The following is a 17,698-nucleotide window of genomic DNA, read 5'->3' as shown; positions in this document are numbered from 1 at the left end:
TCGTATCTCTATTTAATCATATTTGCGTGCTTTGGCATCCTCTACCGAAATCACGAGTTTATCTTTTCCATAGATAAAGTCTTCACGTTCTAATTTCGGCTTCACCAGGAGCTTAGACTTGGTTAAGAAAATAGCTTCTTTCGGACAAGCCTCTTCGCATATTCCGCAAAATATACAGCGTAGCATATTTATTTCATATTCCGAAGCATATTTTTCTTCACGGTACAGATGTTCTTCTCCTTTTTTACGCTCAGCAGCCACCATCGTGATTGCTTCTGCCGGACAAGACAAGGCACACAACCCGCATGCCGTACAGCGCTCGCGCCCCTGATCGTCACGCATCAATACGTGCTGTCCACGATATACAGGGCTAAATTCGCGTTGTTGCTCAGGATACTGAACAGTCGACTTCTTCTTGAAAAAGTGCTTAATTGTAATTATAAGCCCTTTTATCACAGCAGGAAAGTATATCTTTTCTGCGAAGGTCATGTTTTTATCAACAACCTCCGTCTTTCTTCCTGATAATGATATTTTTTCTATTGACATCGCTAATTTCTTATTTTCATTTAAAAATCAGGACAAAAATTCCTACCAAAATGATATTTACTATTGCCAACGGAAACAGCATTTTCCATCCCAGTTTCATCAGTTGGTCATATCTGAATCTCGGTATTGTCCAGCGCACCCACATATAGAAGAAAATGAAGAATGAAGTTTTAGCTAGAAGTGATAGTACACCCAGACCACTAGCCATATTTATACCCCAATTCTCTGTTACCCAATCTATTCCCGGATAATTGTATCCTCCAAAGAAAAGAACAGAGATAAATGCAGATGAGAAAAACATGCTCGCATATTCAGAGAACATATAGAATCCCATTCCCAACGAAGAATATTCGACATGGTGTCCGTTAACCAGCTCCGACTCACATTCTGCAAGGTCGAACGGTGTACGGTTACATTCTGCAAACGAACAAACAAGGAAAATAATAAATGTCAATGGCTGATAAATCACATTCCATTGCATACCATGCCAGCCACTTTGCTGTTGAGTGATATCTACCAGGCTCAAAGAACCTGTCATCATAATCAGCGCAATAAGAGAAAGCCCCATTGCTATTTCATACGAAATCATCTGTGCTCCGGCACGGATACTTCCCATCAGGGAATATTTATTATTTGATGCCCATCCTCCGATTACAACACCATATACGCTTGTAGATAATACAGCTACAATATATAGAATAGCCACATTTACATCTCCGATGTAAGGTTTAACCTCTCCATAGCCTGCTATAACAAACTTCTCTGCCCATGGGATCAACGCCCCCCCAAGCAAAGAGACTGTCATGGCAACAGCCGGACCGACAACAAAGAGAATCTTATTCGGCGTATTTGGCATGAGGTCTTCTTTGGCAAACAACTTAGCTCCATCGCAAAGAGGCTGTAGCAAACCAAAGATACCTGCACGGTTCGGGCCGAGACGATCTTGTAAAAAACCGGCCACCTTACGTTCTGCATAAGTAGAATACAACGCAAAAAGCATTGTGACAGCAAACACAAGAACGATAAGGATCAACTTTTCTAAAATAAGTGCAATCTCCATTATTTTATTTATTCTTTTGTTTTCTTTATAGCTTCCAACTCCTCTGCATCATAAGGAGAATCAGGCATGCTTATTTTCTTCTGATCTTCTTTACGACCTTCCAATACAAGTTCGTCTGTATTTATCTTAACCTTATGTATCGGCTCTGTATAGTTGTTTACATTGATTACAGATGGCTTCTCAAATTTGCGAGGGCCTTCTATAGTCCAGTCTTCAACATTCTTATGTTCGAAACGACATTCGTTACAGATAAATTCTTCAACTTCGTGCCATTCATCTTTACGGGCTGTCACACGCTGAACTTTGTCGCCAAACATCCATAGTGTTACTTTTCCGGAACATTTTGTACAATGACGGTGTGCATTGAATGGTTTGTTGAACCAAACACGAGACTTGAATCGGAATGTTTTATCGGTAAGAGCTCCTACAGGACAAACATCGATCACATTGCCCGAAAAATCGTTATCGATCGCACGTTCTATATATGTAGAAATCTGAGCATGATCTCCTCTTCCCACTACTCCATGAACACGTTCAGGAGTTAATTGATCAGCCAGTTTTACACAACGGTAGCAAAGAATACAACGATTCATATGCAATTGTATGTATGGGCCTATATTTTCGGGTTCGAATGTTCTTTTTTCTTCTATATAACGCGACTTGAAATTATTATTACCATAAGCAAGGTTCTGCAAATCGCACTCTCCCGCCTGATCGCATACCGGACAGTCGAGAGGATGATTGATCAACAAAAATTCGGTTACAGCCTTTCGTGCCTCCAGAGCCCTTTCGGATGTCGCGCTTTTCACTTCCATACCGTCCTGAACAGCTGTTACGCATGACGGCTGAAGCTTAGGCATAGGACGAGGGTCTCTTTCACTGCCTTTGTTAATCTCCACCAAACAACAACGACATTTGCCACCGCAGTCTTCCAGCTTAGAGTAATAGCACATTGTAGGAGGAACACTGGCTCCGCCTATCATACGTGCCGCCTGCAACACTGTGGTTCCAGGTTCGACGTCTAAAACATGTCCATCTATTGTAATTTTCATATTGCTTTACTTCAAAAGGTGACGAACTTTTTCCATAGGCTCGTCTACAAAATGATCTCTATTTTTTATCTTTTCAGGGAAGCGTACATGGTATTCGAACTCTTCACGGAAATGGCGTATTGCTGCTGCAACCGGCCATGATGCCGCATCTCCAAGAGGACAAATCGTATTACCTTCAATCTTACTTTGTATGCTCCATAGCAGGTCGATGTCTTCTTCTCTACCCTGTCCTGTTTCGATGCGATGAAGGATTTTATCCATCCATCCTGTACCTTCACGACATGGAGAACATTGTCCACAACTTTCGTGATGGAAGAAACGAGAAAAATTCCATGTATTACGAACGATACATGCTGTATCATTGTACACAATGAAACCTCCCGATCCGAGAGAAGAGCCGGTAACGAAACCTCCGTCAGCCAGTGATTCATAGCTGATCAAACGATCTTCACCATTTGCTGTTTTAAATATATATTGAGGAGGTAGGATCGGAACCGAACACCCACCGGGTATTACAGCCTTTAGTGGACGATCGTCTAGCATACCACCGCAATATTCGTCTGAATTGAAAAATTCATCGACAGTCAAACCTAATTCTATTTCATATACACCCGGATTCTTAATATGACCCGAAGCCGACATCAGCTTGGTTCCTGTAGATTTACCTACACCAATTTTAGCGTATTCAGCACCGCCATTATTTATAATCCACGAAACAGTAGAAATAGACTCCACATTGTTCACCACTGTAGGCTCACCCCACAACCCGCTAACAGCAGGGAATGGCGGTTTGATACGCGGATTACCACGCTTACCCTCGAGTGATTCTATCAAGGCTGTTTCTTCTCCACAAATATATGCGCCTGCTCCGCAATGTACATACAAGTCGAGATTATAGCCTGTACCCAATATATTTTTGCCCAGCCAACCATTGGCATAAGCTTCCTTAATTGCTTTTTCTAATATCTTGAATATCCACATATATTCGCCGCGGATATAGATATATGATAAATTAGCCTCTAATGCATAACTGGAAACAATAGCACCTTCGATTAGCAAATGTGGAATATGATGCATCAAGAAACGGTCTTTGAATGTACCGGGTTCCGATTCATCGGCATTCACAACCAAGTGTCGAGGCTTGCCGGACTTCTTATCAATAAAGCTCCATTTGAGCCCCATCGGAAAACCTGCGCCTCCACGACCTCTTACTCCTGAGGTTTTCACTTCCTCTACAACCTCATCGGGGGTCATAGTTTTCAGTGCTTTCTCCACAGACGCATATCCACCATTCTTGCGATAAACTTCGTATTCCGCTATTCCCGGAATATCTAATTTCTCTAATAATACTTTTCTAGCCATCGCAATTAATATAGGTTTACTTTTCCTTGTTTACAATCTTCGATCAGTGTATCAATCTTTTCTTTGTTAAGATTTTCATGATAGTTGTCTCCCAACTGAAGCATAGGACCGTAGCCACATGCTCCAAGGCACTCAACCCCTACTACACTGAACATCCCGTCAGGTGTTATTTCGCCGGGTTTAACACCCAGTTTCTGACAGGTATATTCCATTAAGTTTTCACCACCACGCAAGCCACAGCAAGCAGTACGGCAAAACTCAAACATATATTTAGCTATCGGTTTTTGATTGAACATCGAATAAAATGTTACTACTTCATAAACTTCGATAGGTGTAATCTCCAATATCTCGGCTACTTTATCCATCAGTTCGAGGCTCAGCCAATTGTCATGAGCATCCTGTACGGCATGAAGCACGGGTAGTAAAGCAGATTTCTTTTTATCGGCAGGGTAATGGCTCAACAATTCATTGATACGGGCCATCAGGCTCTCCGACATATTTATTACTTGTGTATATTCTTTAGTTTCCATTGACATGATTATGCATCTAATTCTCCGGCAATAACATTAATACTTGAAAGCGTGGCAACAGCATCCGAAAACATCCCGCCTTTTATCATTTCAGGGAACGCCTGATAATAGATAAAGCATGGTCTGCGGAAGTGAACCCTGAAAGGAGCTCGTGAGCCATCGGTAATAAGGTAAATACCCAATTCTCCATTAGCACCTTCTACGGCATGATATACTTCAGCTATAGGAACGGGAACTTCACCCATCACGATCTTGAAGTGTTGGATAAGCTGCTCCATCTGTGTATACACTTCTTCTTTTGGAGGAAGGTAATAGTCAGGCACATCTGCATGGAAGCTTCCATCAGGCATATTATCGCGAGCCTGACGAATTATGCTCAAGCTTTCTTTTATCTCTGCTGCACGCACACACCAACGATCGTATGTATCGCCGGATGAACCTACAGGTACTTTAAAATCAAAATCTTGGTATGAACTATATGGATTCGCTACACGCACGTCGTAATCGACACCGGCAGCACGCAAGTTAGGCCCTGTAAACCCATAGTTTATTGCCTTTTCGGCTGATATCGCACCTACACCAACGATACGATCCATAAAGATACGGTTGCGGATAAACAGTCTCTCGAGCTGATCCCATGCTTTAGGGAAGCCTTCGATAAACTCATCTAACTTACGCCATGCGGCTTCGCTCCAGTCTCTTTCGAATCCACCGATACGCCCCATATTTGTAGTCAAACGCGCACCGCAGATTTCTTCATAGATCTCGTATGCCAACTCTCTGTATTGCATTACATACAAGAAAGGAGTATACGCACCAAGGTCGACCCCCAAGATAGAGTTACATATCAGGTGATCTGTAATACGTGCCAGCTCCATAACGATAACACGCATATATTGCGCACGTTTAGGAACTTCTACGCCAAGTGACTTCTCTACAGTCATCCACCATGCCATATTATTCAGAGGGGCAGAACAATAGTTAAGACGATCAGTCAGGGTTGTAATCTGATAGAAAGTGCGGTGTTCTGCAATCTTCTCAAATGCACGGTGAATATAACCGATAGTGGTATCAGCATCCAGAATGCGCTCGCCATCCATCAATAATATATTTTGAAACACGCCATGAGTAGAAGGGTGAGTTGGCCCGAAGTTAAGAACGGACAACTCTTTATCGTCCCCAAAGGCTTGTTCTTTTATCATTTTCGCAAAGCGATGTTCCGGATTTATTAGTTGATCTGACATTTCCTTACTTTGCTATTTAGTTTGTTCATAATTATTGGGAGTTCTACCAAAGAAGCGGTCATCCTTATCCGTACGCCCAGCATCCTCGAGAGGATGATCTTTACGCATCGGAAACGATACCATCCCCTCATCATTAAGTATACGCTTAAGATTGGGATGTCCTTTGAAAATTACCCCGTAAAAATCATAAGTCTCGCGTTCCATCCAATTGGCTGCAGCAAAAACGTCCACTACAGATTCAACATACGGTCTGTCTCCATCAAGAAACGTTTTCACACGTACACGTACATTGTCGATCCAGTTGTGGAGCAAATAAACAACAGCAAACTGAGCCTTCTTGTCATTATCAGGATAATGCACCCCACATAAGTCTGTCAAGAAGTTGAAACGCAGAGTTTCATCATCTTTCATAAAACGGATTACTTCTTTGATTACCGCCGGAGCAGCTTCGAAAGTAAAAATATCCCGTTCCATTCTGAAATTCATCACTTCCGTTCCGAATTTCTCGCTCATCTTATTTTCAATAACTGTAGTATCGAGAGCCATTATTCAAATTTATATGATTCAAGAAGCTCCTGATATCTTTCCGAGCCTCTACGAAGAATAGATTCATGTTTTACTAACTCCTGCAATTGCATTACGCCATCCAATATCTGTTCAGGACGTGGAGGGCATCCGGGAACATACACGTCTACCGGAATCACCTTATCGATACCTTGCAAAACCGAATATGTATCGAAGATACCTCCCGAAGAAGCACATGCACCGACTGCAATCACCCATTTAGGTTCGGCCATTTGTTCATATACATGGCGAAGGATAGGAGCCATCTTTTTAGAAATAGTCCCCATTACCATTAACATATCTGCCTGACGTGGCGAAAAGCTGTTACGCTCTGCCCCAAAACGTCCCATATCGTACGTAGCAGCCATTGTAGCCATAAACTCAATCCCGCAACAGGATGTAGCAAATGGCAAAGGCCATAGAGAATTGGCACGAGCCAAACCTATGACGTAGTCAAATTTTGTAGCAAAAAATCCATGCCCCCTATATCCATCCGGAGCAGGTACTACATTTATATTAGAAGAATTGCTCATACTTGTTTAATTTTTATCTCTCCCAATCCAAAGCCTTACGTTTGGCTTCGTACAAGAAACCTACCACAATAATTCCGATAAAGATTCCCATCTTGCCAAATCCTTCCCAACTAAGCTCTTTAAAGTTTACAGCCCATGGGTACATAAAAACGATCTCGATGTCGAAAAGAACAAACAAGATCGCAACAAGGAAATATTTAACAGGGAACGGAGAACGAGCATCGCCTATAGGATCGAGACCACACTCAAAATTTGCATTTTTCCGTGCACTCCTACGACTTGGACCTAACATCTTAGAAATAAATACCGTAGCAAATACAAATATCGCAGAAAACGCGATTTGCATCAGAATAGGTATAAAATCATATATACTTGAATTCATATCCTTAATTTTAACACACTTTGTTTTTACAGATTACAAAGATACTCTATTTATTTCTCAAAAAAGAACAAAATGACTCATATATTTTATCAATAAGTCAATAAACAAATGGCATCAGAAGCCAAAATGCAGCATTTTGTCAAGTGCAGTTTACAATATTGTCTTTATAGAAAAACATTATTATTGTGAAAAGAATAACATCAATTTAAGAAATAAATTTTTAACATTTAAGACTATTTTAGATCTATTTTATATGTAAGTTTTCATTTGCGAAAATGATTTATTCAAAGCAACAACTCCCATTGCGCTATATACAGAGAGATTACTTCGATGAGTGCTGCGCAAAGATAGATATAGAGACAATATCAGACAGTTTTCCATAAACAAAAAAAATGTTATAAGACATAGCTATTTTTTAACATAATTAATATTTTATTTCATACATTTACATAATTTATGATCTATCAACATCTCAATAACCAAACAATGAAGACAACTTACTTATTAGCTATAATGCTATGTTTTATTTTTCTGTTTCATGTTCAGGAAAGTCATTCCCAATCTAAGTATGGCAATGCAACTATGGATGAGTTGAATATGACTGTATACCCGGAGGACACAACAGCCTCGGCAGTTATCCTACTCAAAAAAGGGGACTTAAGGTTTATCTTTAGCGAACTGTATGGATTTCAGTTTGAATACGCCATACAAGTTAAAATAAAAATCTTGAAGACAGAAGGTCTTGATTGGTGTAACCAAGAAATCTCATACTATGAAACCAATAGATCAACGAAAGAGCAAATCAATGGCTTATCGGGCACAACATACAATCTTGAAGATGGAAAAATCACAAAAACAAAGCTTGCGAAGGAATTCATTACCGACGAGGACATTGACAACACATTGAAAGTAAAGAAATTTTCTATGCCTGCGGCAAAGGTGGGGTCTGTGATTGAGTATAAATATACAATCGTATCCGACTACTATTATAACTTAAGAGACTTCCGATTCCAAGAGTCTATTCCTATTGCTTATGTGAACTTTGAGGCTAAAATTCCGGAATACTTCCGATACAACATCAACTATCAAGGATATGCCAACTTAAAGTCTAGCAAAGAGCCGGACAATGAATCTTTCCATATAAGATATAAAGATGACTACGGACGTTTACAAGCAACGACTGTAAGATGTAATGCAGAAACATTGAAAAGCGAAGGCTTCAATATTCCGGCAATGAAGAAAGAAGCATATCTGTGGACTATAAATGATTATATAACACAAGTATCCTTTGAGCTAAAAAGCATACAGATGCCCTACAGCATGACCGAAAATAAATCTAGTTCATGGGAGTCTATAGATAAAGATATCCTTTCTAGTCCTCTTGGAAGCAACATGAAAAAGGCTGATCTGTTTAAAGAAGAAATAGCTAAAGGAGAGACGACTTTTAAACGGGCAAAAGAAATACAGGATATGGTTAAATATCGGGTGAAATGGAATGACAAGAGAGCTATCGTTCCGGGTAACCTAAAAGATGCTCTTAAAGAAGGAATAGGCAGCAGTGCTGATGTAAACTACTTACTCATAAATGCTCTAAAAGCAGGAGGATTCGACGCATTCCCTGTTATACTCAGTACCAGAACAAACGGAAGATTACCAATATCCCACCCTAGTATAACCGCATTTAATTATGTAATTACAGCACTGAAGATAGATTCACTTATGTATTATACCGATGCGTCTGCTAAGTATGGAGACTGGAACTTACTACCTGAAAAGTGCATGGTACCTCAGGCACGTATAATGAGTGAGAGTGGAGGCAGATGGGTTAATCTTAGCAACGTTTCGAATGGCTCTGTATTAAAAACAGCAAAATTCACATTCAATGATTCCAAATATATAGGAACCATAACAGATACCCGAAAAGGTAATGCCGCCTATGATATGAAAGTATCCTATTATAACCACAAGAACAAGGAAGACTTCATTGAATCATTAGCAAAGAGGACAAATTGTAAGATCGACAGTTTTTCAGTTTCGGCTATCGATGATACTTCAGCTCCTATAAAGATGGAATATACACAGGTTGCGGACGCCAGCTTAGGGGATGATTTCTTATATATCAATCCGATGATGGAAAAACACATTTCCGAAAATCCTTTTCAAAGAGAGAAAAGAGAATATCCTGTAGAATTCGATTATTTGACAAATTACCTCCAAGTTGTAGATATAGAAATACCTGAAGGGTATGTAGTAGACGAGTTGCCTCAGGCTGCAAAATTAGTATTAAATGATAATGATATCGTTTTGACATATCGTCTGGCTCAGACCGGAAATGCAATTAAGCTACACTATCAATTCCAATTAAAGAAATTAACGTTCTTGCCAGAAGAGTACGAGTCACTAAAAGACTTTTATGCTAAAATTGTAGCTAAAAACAGCGAGCAGATCGTCCTGAAAAAGGCCTCTGCAATTTAAAATGCTTATCTTAATATGAATATCAGATATATATTTGCATGTGTTCTCTTATTTGTTCTATCCCAAACGCAAGCCTATGGGCAATTTGTTATACAAAAGGTTGATAGTTTGCGAGAGAACGCATGCGCCATCGTAGATAATTATTCTGCAGTATTTAATCAAACTGATTTGAATAATGCAACACTATCAGTGAGTAAGGTAATAACTATCCTAAATGAACAGGGAGAGGAATATGGTTATTTCAACGAAACGTATGATAAATTCAGAGAGTTGAAAGATTTCTCGGGCGTAATAAAAAATATGTCGGGGACAGTAGTCAAGAAGATAGGAAAAAAAGACTTAATATCTTCATCCTTATCTGAACATTTGAGTACCGACGACTACTCTATGTTCTATGAATATAAGAACCCTACATACCCTTATACTATAGAGTATACCTATCAGGAAAGATGGAAAAACGGTATTTTATACTACCCTCCTTTCATACCTATTAATGGAAGTCTGTTATCGCTAAAACAAGCTAGCTATAAGATTGAACTCCCAACAGGAATGAATCTTCGCTATTATTCTAATTATTCTTGCAATATTAAAGATGAAACTGTCGGTAATAAGCATATATATTCGCTATCACTCGAAAACATGAAAGCTATCGACAGGGAACCTTATGGTCCTCCATTTCGCGAAATTATTCCAAAAGTACTATTAATGCCAAATGATTTCTGCTATGATTCAACCTGTGGCAATTTGTCTAACTGGGAAAATCACGGCAAATGGATATCAAGCTTGTTAACAGGGAAAGATATTCTTCCTGCCGATTTTGTGATTAAAATCAAAGATCTCACAAAAGATGCAAAAAACGATAGAGAAAAGGTGGCTATTCTTTATCAATATCTACAGAATAACACAAGATATGTCAGCATACAATTGGGCATAGGAGGCTATCAGCCTATCGATGCAACATCTGTAAGTAAAAGTGGATTTGGCGACTGTAAGGGCTTAACCAATTTAATGATGGCCATGCTAAAAGCCGTTGATATACCTTCCAATTACAGCATAGTAAGTATGAGAGAGAAGGATATACTACCTGATTTCCCTAACTTTAATCAGTTTGACCATGTTATTCTGCTGGTCCCTTTCAAGAACGACAGTATCTGGCTGGAATGTACAAGCCAAAAGCTTCCTTTTGGATATATACATGATAAAATTGCAGGCCATAATAGTCTTATTATAACGAATGAAGGAGGCAAAATGTGCCGTTTACCCGAATATAAAGACGATCAAAATTATCAGGTATCGAAGCTAGATATAGATATATCCGAAAACGGAATGGCAAAAGGCAAAATGCAGTTTACAGAACATTTACATTTGTACTACAAGTTTTCTTATTGGATGATATCTAAAGACAGAGAAAAAGAGATGAACTACATCAATACGAATGTGAATATGCCAAAAATAAAGATTTCACAAATCGAAGTCTCTGAAGACAGGTCGTCGCTACCATCATGTACATTATCTGCAAATTTCGAAGCTGAAGACTTTGTGAATAAAACCGGAATGCGATTATTTGCATCTGTATGCCCTTTGAGAAAAGGTAATTATAATATATTTACATCTTCTACACGGAAACAGGATATCGTAATAGAAAATGGATATTCTGACTCTGATTCTATCACATTCAATATCCCTGAAACATACACGATTGAGTCATTACCTAAAGATATCTCGATAGAGACTCCATTCGGGAAGTTAAAGACACAATGCAAGGTGGAAGATCGTAAAATTATATATATACAGAATATAGATATTTTTACAGGAAAGTATGACAAATCGAGCTACAACGAAATCAAATCTTTTTTCTCTGAAATAAATTCAGCAATAAAGAGAAAACTCGTATTAAAGAAGATCTGATAAAATAGTTAATTCTAAAAGATAAAGCTGGAAGTTACTAGGTAGCTTCCAGCTTTATCTTTTAATAACACATTTTAGCACACCGATTCTGTTTAACAAATGCTCTATACTTGCCTAGGGTAGAGAATATATGGCAATATCAAATCAGCCAGCATATCTTAGGCATATCATTATCTAAAATCGTTCTTTTACGTGCATTGCATCAATACGAAACAAAAAAAGAGTGGAGATATACTCCACTCTTTCCTATTCTTATATTTTCGTTAGCCGAAATTATTCAGCAAAGAAGATAGCAACACGGTTCCATGCATTTTCTGCATATGGTTGTTCTGTGTCACCTTTCCATTCAACTTTAACGCGGTTGCTGTTGATGTTGTATTTGTTGATCAACGCATTAGCAACATTCTTAGCACGTTTTTCAGAAAGTTTCATGTTGATAGAAGCTGTACCAGTTTTCTTATCAGCATAACCTACGATCTTAACATTTTTGCTAGGATTATCTTGTAGATATTTAGCTGTGTTGTAGATGCTAACTTCTTGGTTTTTGTCAATAACTGCACTACCAAGACGGAAGAATACTACGTTAGAAACGAAGTTTTTAACCTCAGCTGGTTTAACTTCTGGACATTTTGGACAATCTGGACATTTTGGAGCTTCAACTTTTCTGTTTTTCAAAGCTTCATTTTCTTGACGCAGTTTGTTGATTTGACCATTTAGATCATCAAGAAGACCTTGATCCATCAACAATGCTTCAGAGAAGTCATTTCTCTTACCGATTTTGAAGTTAAATCCTACGAATGCAGATAGCATGCCATCCCATTCGAAATCTCCACCACCCATACGGTCGAAAGACTCTTGAACCATATTTCCAGCTATTTCTACGAATAGAGAAGCTCTGTTAGACAGACGGAAATTGTTGATAATACCGGCATTCCATGTAGCAGAGTTGTTCTTGATAGATTTCCAATCTTCGTCAAATCCATGAACAAATCCTATACCAACATAAGGTATAAAGCTGTAGAAGCGATTTTCGTTATAATGTCCCAAATAGTTAGAAACATTGAACAATAGGTCAACGTTAGCACCTAAATAATGAGGGTGATTCATAACTGTTGCTCCTTGATTAAATGTGTGGTAACCACCACCATTAAATTTCAAACGTGCTCCGAAATAAGGATTATACCATTTACCTACGAAAACAGTTGGAGCTAGGTTAAGGCGGTTAGTGAATTTAGCATCACTTGCGTTATCATTAAGATACATTGTTGCTCCACCACCAATTCCTACGAACCAGTTATCCCAAAAACCGTTACGCGCAAAAGTTGCATTGCGACCAGCTTTAGTACTAAATCCGCTATCTTGAGCAGAAATAGCCATAGCCGCAAAAACTAAAACTAAAAGTAAACTTACTTTTTTCATAATCAATCTTTTAAATTATAATTAAACACTCTTTTTTTTAATTTAATATATTATACTCAGTATACCAAGCATACATCAACCTCAAGCCATCTTCTATTTCAACTTGATGTTGCCAGCCCAAAGAATTAAGTTTTGATACATCTGATAATTTTCTCATCGTTCCATCTGGCTTATCTGTATTAAACCACAAACTTCCGGAGAATTCGACTATTTCTTTTACAAGGTTTGCAACATCTTTTATAGATATTTCAATACCGGTTCCAATATTAATGTGTGTGTTCTTTATCTCCCTTCCATGTATAACATCAACTAAGTCAAAAAAGTTTACAGACTCCATCACAAAAACAGTGGCATCACCCATTTCCTGACTCCACAGGAATTCTCTCATCGGTTTTCCTGAGCCCCAAAGTTCGACCTGAACAACATCTCCAACTTTTTTTATACCATACTTAGCTAGTATTTCTAGTATTTCTGTTTTAGATGAGGTTCCAGATACTCCCTCTATCGGCCTAACATTCAAGTCCTGCTCTATAATATCCCAAGCATTATTTTCTAAGCATTTCCCCAAATGTACTTTTCTTAGAACTGCTGGCAATACATGAGATGTTTCAAGATTAAAATTATCATTCAAACCATATAGGTTTGTTGGCATTACCGCTATAAAATTCGTTCCATACTGTATATTATAGCTCTCACACATTTTCAAACCAGCTATTTTAGCTATTGCATACGGTTCATTTGTGTATTCCAAAGGACCTGTCAACAGTGTATCTTCCGTCATTGGCTGAGGTGCTTCTTTGGGATAAATACAAGAACTACCTAAAAAGACTAATTTTTTAACATTATTCAGATATGATTGATGAATTACATTGTTCTGGATCATCAAATTTTCATAAATGAATTGCCCCCGATATGTATTATTGGCAATAATACCTCCTACTTTAGCCGCCGCTAAAAAAACATATTCAGGCTTTTCCTTTGTAAAAAATTCGGATACAGCTTTTTGATCTGTAAGATCTAATTCTTGATGCGTTCTTAAGACAAAATTTGTGTATCCTTTGCTTACAAGACTTTTAAGAATTGCAGAACCAACCAAGCCTCTATGGCCGGCTACATATATTTTAGCATTCTTTTCTATCATCTATATTTTCTTACTTTTATTCAAAGTAATTCAAAATTCTATATCCTCCATTTTTGAGGTATTCTTCTTTCTTCATCAGCTCAACATCATGAACAACCATATCCTGACATAAAGCTTTAAGATCGTATGTAGGCTCCCAGCCTAATTTAGTCCTGGCCTTTGTATTGTCACCAATAAGAATATCAACTTCTGTCGGACGAAAATAAGCAGGATCGACACCTACAACAGATTGTCCTATTCTCTTAATGAAGCCTTCCAAATATTCGGCTCCAACTATTTTAGAGAATTTATTCTCATCAACACCTATAATATAGCCTTCTTCCTTTTCATCTTCACCTCTAAACTCAACATCTACTCCGACCTCTAAAAATGACATTTTGATAAAGTCACGAATAGTAGTTGTGACGCCTGTAGAGATAACATAATCGTCAGCAGTATCTTGTTGAAGAATAAGATACATAGCCTTTATATAATCTTTGGCATGTCCCCAATCTCGTTTACTGGAAAGATTTCCCATATAAACCTTATCTTGAAGCCCTAAGACTATACGTGCAACTGCACGTGTCACCTTTCTTGTAACAAACGTTTCACCCCTCAATGGAGATTCATGATTAAACAAGATACCATTGCTGGCATGCATACCGTATGCCTCTCTATAATTAACGGTAATCCAATATGCATACATTTTAGCGACGGCATATGGACTTCTCGGATAAAATGGAGTTGTTTCTTTTTGGGGTATCTCTTGCACCAAACCATAAAGCTCGGATGTTGAAGCCTGATATATCCTTGTTTTATTTACCAAATTAAGAAGACGAACAGCCTCTAATATACGAAGAGTACCTATTCCGTCTGCATTTGCTGTATATTCAGGGATATCAAAACTAACCTTAACATGGCTCATTGCCGCAAGATTATATATTTCATCGGGCTTTACGTCGCCGATTAGCCGTGTCAGATTCATACTATCTGTCATATCACCATAATGAAGAATCATATTTCTATCTTCAAGATGAGGATCTTGATATAAATGGTCTATACGATCTGTGTTAAACATGGAAGATCTTCTTTTAAGTCCATGTACTGTATAGCCCTTTTTTATCAAGTATTCTGACAAATAAGCTCCATCTTGTCCTGTAACGCCTGTGATGAGTGCTACTTTACCCATATAGTTTACTTAATAAAAAAATCTTTATTAAGATTTATGTTAATGATCAATTTTATACTTAACCTTTCCCAATTATTGTATCTTTTAACCAATACGAATAATCAGTTCAAGCAACAAAGATATATTTTTTTTAACTAAAACAAATAAAAAAGTCCTTAAATTAGAGATTTCACATTGATTTTCTCTCATTTTTTGACGTATAAGTCTCTAATCCTGAAATTTGCAAAAAGCATTTTTTTAACTATTTTATTTATCATACACTCCAATCCTTCCGATCGGCAGGTATTTCAACAATACTCTTGAGTATAATATAGTTATATAAATTGTATCTTGTATCAACTTTACTATTATAATAATGGAGAGAACAAGCGCATGACAGACTCTTTAAATTTTTCAATCCGTGACCTTTGATCCCATTCTTCCACAAGCAACTGTGTTGAACTCTCCATATCTTTCAAGAATATCTCTTGGGCTTTGCGGCAAGTCTCTTCGCTATATATAAAAGCATCAATTTCGAAATTATGTTCGAAACTACGCATATCCATATTGGCCGAACCTGTTATAGTAAGAGAGTTGTCTACCGTCATTAGCTTGGAGTGAAGAAATCCTGCTTCGAAAAAATAGACACTTACTTTGGCATCCAAAACTTCTTTCAGGAAAGACATGGATGCAATATGCACAAATGTAGTATCGGAATGGCGGGGCAACATCAAGCGCACATCCACACCACGCATCGCCGCCATTTGTATAACCTGCATTAATGAGTCGGTAGGAATAAAATAAGGGGTTTGTATGTAAACACTTTCTTTGGCATTAGAAATGGCTTGCAGAACACCTAAGTGTATATCTTTAAATTGCCCTACGGGTCCACTTGTAACCAGCTGAATCATATTATCTCCCTGACTATCAAGTATAGGATAATAAGTATCTGATGCTAGAAATTCTTTACGAGACGAATACCAGTCGATAAGAAAAGATGTCTGTAATCCTGCCACAGCTTTGCCTTCTATCTTGACATGACTGTCTCGCCAAATTCCACTTCCCACACCTTTGATATATCTATCTGCAACATTCATTCCACCAACAAAACCAACTTTACCATCAATAACTACAATTTTTCTGTGATTCCGATAATTCACTCTACTTGTCAAAAACTTGAATGCCACCTTCAAGAAAGGTTGCACTTCAACGCCTCCAGCTTGCATATCGTTGAAGAAGCTACGCTTTGCTTTCCAAGAGCCAACATCATCATAAATAAGACGCACTTCAACACCATCCGCTGCTTTACGCAGCAATATATCTCGGGTTTTACACCCTATCTCATCATCTAAGAAGATATAGTATTGGATATGTATATGCTTTTCCGCTTTCTCAAGCTCCTCAAACAAAGCCTCAAACTTATCGGGTCCTGAAGAATAAAAAGTAACGCTACTACCGCCATATAAGGGTGTACCTTTCAATCGGTTCAATAAGTTTACTAACCCTTTATATTCTACAGGTGGATTCAGCGTTTCCAATAACTCTCGCCTACCAATAGACCGACGATTGAGCTTCTTGTACATCTTATGGGATATCAGACGCTGCTTACGATTATCTTCGCCGAAGAAATAGTATATGATAAGACCTACCAAAGGAAGCAACAATAGAATAAGCACCCAAGAAATCGTTTTCAAGGGGTTCCTATTCTCCGAGATAATCACAACCATCGTACCCAAAGCCGTAACCACATAAAGTATCTGGAAAAGAAGGATAAGATGATCTGTTGCTTGCGCTGCTACATCCATACGCAAATAATATACATTTTTTTCAAAGTTATAACAAATTTAAACTCAAGCTCTTTTTTTATCAAATAATTCGAAGGACTTATCTCCACTATCTGATATTTTCTTGAAAAAGCTCTTGTATGAATGATTGTAAAGATGTCATTTGTGTTATTATCGAATATCTATTTTTCTTTTCTGTCGATAAGATAACAGATAATAGCTCCAACAGTATAGCATAAAATATCGCCCCAAGAAAATGATGTACCTAAAACAATCCTCATTACTTTATAATCTTGAAGTCCGAGTACTTCTACCATCTTGAAGTATTGCCCGACCTCTACCATATAGGCGAAAAAGAGCACACCCAAAGCTAAATACAAGGGCTTTATCCGGACAAATGACTTTACAAAATAATAGATCAATATAACAACTAAGATATCACCTCCATAAGGACGAATAAAAGCATCATCTAAAAATTTAGCGATAAGGACTTCTACAAAAAAGAGAACAATAGATATCAAGAATGACGATCGATCAAACCTCCACCTCAT

General features: G+C 38.0%; 16 protein-coding genes. 2 read left to right on the top strand and 14 right to left on the bottom strand.

From position 1 onward, the window contains the following. Positions 1–12 precede the first annotated feature (12 nt). Genes BGO84_RS08235 through BGO84_RS08195 form a run of 9 tightly spaced genes read right to left on the bottom strand, consistent with a single transcriptional unit; the run spans position 13 to position 7,273 of the window. Complete coding sequence (locus BGO84_RS08235) at positions 13–546, bottom strand: NADH-quinone oxidoreductase subunit I (protein ID WP_291028752.1); 534 nt, start codon at positions 544–546, stop codon at positions 13–15. 16 nt (positions 547–562) lie between these two features. Further along, the gene (gene nuoH, locus BGO84_RS08230; RefSeq protein WP_135104842.1) at positions 563–1,606 is read right to left on the bottom strand and encodes an NADH-quinone oxidoreductase subunit NuoH; all 1,044 of its coding nucleotides are present in this window, start codon (positions 1,604–1,606) and stop codon (positions 563–565) included. An 8-nt stretch (positions 1,607–1,614) separates the two neighbouring features. Beyond that, entirely contained in the window at positions 1,615–2,658 is a 1,044-nt protein-coding gene (locus BGO84_RS08225) for a 2Fe-2S iron-sulfur cluster-binding protein (protein ID WP_283685901.1), read from the bottom strand. Positions 2,659–2,664: 6 nt separating this feature from the next. Further along, on the bottom strand, positions 2,665–4,020 hold the full coding sequence (gene nuoF, locus BGO84_RS08220; RefSeq protein ID WP_135104840.1) for an NADH-quinone oxidoreductase subunit NuoF: 1,356 nt from the start codon (positions 4,018–4,020) through the stop codon (positions 2,665–2,667). 5 nt (positions 4,021–4,025) lie between these two features. Next, positions 4,026–4,550 carry an NAD(P)H-dependent oxidoreductase subunit E gene (locus tag BGO84_RS08215; RefSeq protein WP_006843261.1) on the bottom strand — a complete coding sequence of 175 codons (525 nt, stop codon included), beginning with the start codon at positions 4,548–4,550 and terminating at the stop codon, positions 4,026–4,028. 8 nt (positions 4,551–4,558) lie between these two features. Further along, positions 4,559–5,794, bottom strand: a complete 1,236-nt coding sequence (gene nuoD, locus BGO84_RS08210) for an NADH dehydrogenase (quinone) subunit D (protein WP_006843262.1) — start codon at positions 5,792–5,794, stop codon at positions 4,559–4,561. Between the two features lie 12 nt (positions 5,795–5,806). Beyond that, positions 5,807–6,340 (bottom strand): NADH-quinone oxidoreductase subunit C, encoded by a 534-nt coding sequence (locus tag BGO84_RS08205; RefSeq protein WP_006843263.1) that lies wholly within the window; start codon positions 6,338–6,340, stop codon positions 5,807–5,809. Next, on the bottom strand, positions 6,340–6,891 hold the full coding sequence (locus tag BGO84_RS08200; protein WP_006843264.1) for an NADH-quinone oxidoreductase subunit B: 552 nt from the start codon (positions 6,889–6,891) through the stop codon (positions 6,340–6,342). Before BGO84_RS08200 ends, BGO84_RS08205 begins: the two co-directional genes overlap by 1 nt. A 13-nt stretch (positions 6,892–6,904) precedes the next feature. Then, complete coding sequence (locus BGO84_RS08195) at positions 6,905–7,273, bottom strand: NADH-quinone oxidoreductase subunit A (protein WP_135104837.1); 369 nt, start codon at positions 7,271–7,273, stop codon at positions 6,905–6,907. A gap of 486 nt (positions 7,274–7,759) precedes the next feature. Between BGO84_RS08195 and BGO84_RS08190 the strand changes: the two genes are divergently transcribed. Continuing rightward, complete coding sequence (locus tag BGO84_RS08190) at positions 7,760–9,748, top strand: DUF3857 domain-containing protein (protein ID WP_291028751.1); 1,989 nt, start codon at positions 7,760–7,762, stop codon at positions 9,746–9,748. 15 nt (positions 9,749–9,763) lie between these two features. Next, positions 9,764–11,656, top strand: a complete 1,893-nt coding sequence (locus BGO84_RS08185) for a DUF3857 domain-containing protein (protein ID WP_291028750.1) — start codon at positions 9,764–9,766, stop codon at positions 11,654–11,656. A gap of 273 nt (positions 11,657–11,929) precedes the next feature. Here the strand turns inward: BGO84_RS08185 and BGO84_RS08180 are convergent, their stop codons facing one another. From BGO84_RS08180 to BGO84_RS08160, 5 genes are all read right to left on the bottom strand, one after another. After that, a complete protein-coding gene (locus BGO84_RS08180; RefSeq protein WP_283685897.1) occupies positions 11,930–13,075 on the bottom strand; it encodes an OmpA family protein in 1,146 nt (381 codons plus the stop codon). A 37-nt stretch (positions 13,076–13,112) separates the two neighbouring features. Beyond that, on the bottom strand, positions 13,113–14,213 hold the full coding sequence (locus BGO84_RS08175; protein WP_291028909.1) for a GDP-L-fucose synthase: 1,101 nt from the start codon (positions 14,211–14,213) through the stop codon (positions 13,113–13,115). A 19-nt stretch (positions 14,214–14,232) separates the two neighbouring features. Next, positions 14,233–15,384: a GDP-mannose 4,6-dehydratase gene (gmd, locus tag BGO84_RS08170; RefSeq protein WP_291028749.1), complete on the bottom strand. Its 1,152-nt coding sequence runs from the start codon at positions 15,382–15,384 to the stop codon at positions 14,233–14,235. A 347-nt stretch (positions 15,385–15,731) separates the two neighbouring features. Continuing rightward, positions 15,732–17,168, bottom strand: a complete 1,437-nt coding sequence (gene cls / locus BGO84_RS08165) for a cardiolipin synthase (protein ID WP_291028748.1) — start codon at positions 17,166–17,168, stop codon at positions 15,732–15,734. Positions 17,169–17,329: 161 nt separating this feature from the next. After that, on the bottom strand, positions 17,330–17,698 hold the full coding sequence (locus BGO84_RS08160) for a DUF2809 domain-containing protein (protein ID WP_291028747.1): 369 nt from the start codon (positions 17,696–17,698) through the stop codon (positions 17,330–17,332).

Source organism: Dysgonomonas sp. 37-18 (genome assembly GCF_001899125.1).
In the GTDB taxonomy this organism is placed as follows: domain Bacteria; phylum Bacteroidota; class Bacteroidia; order Bacteroidales; family Dysgonomonadaceae; genus Dysgonomonas.
The sequence above is the reverse complement of the archived record's forward strand: the minus strand, read 5'-3'. Positions and strand labels throughout refer to the sequence as shown.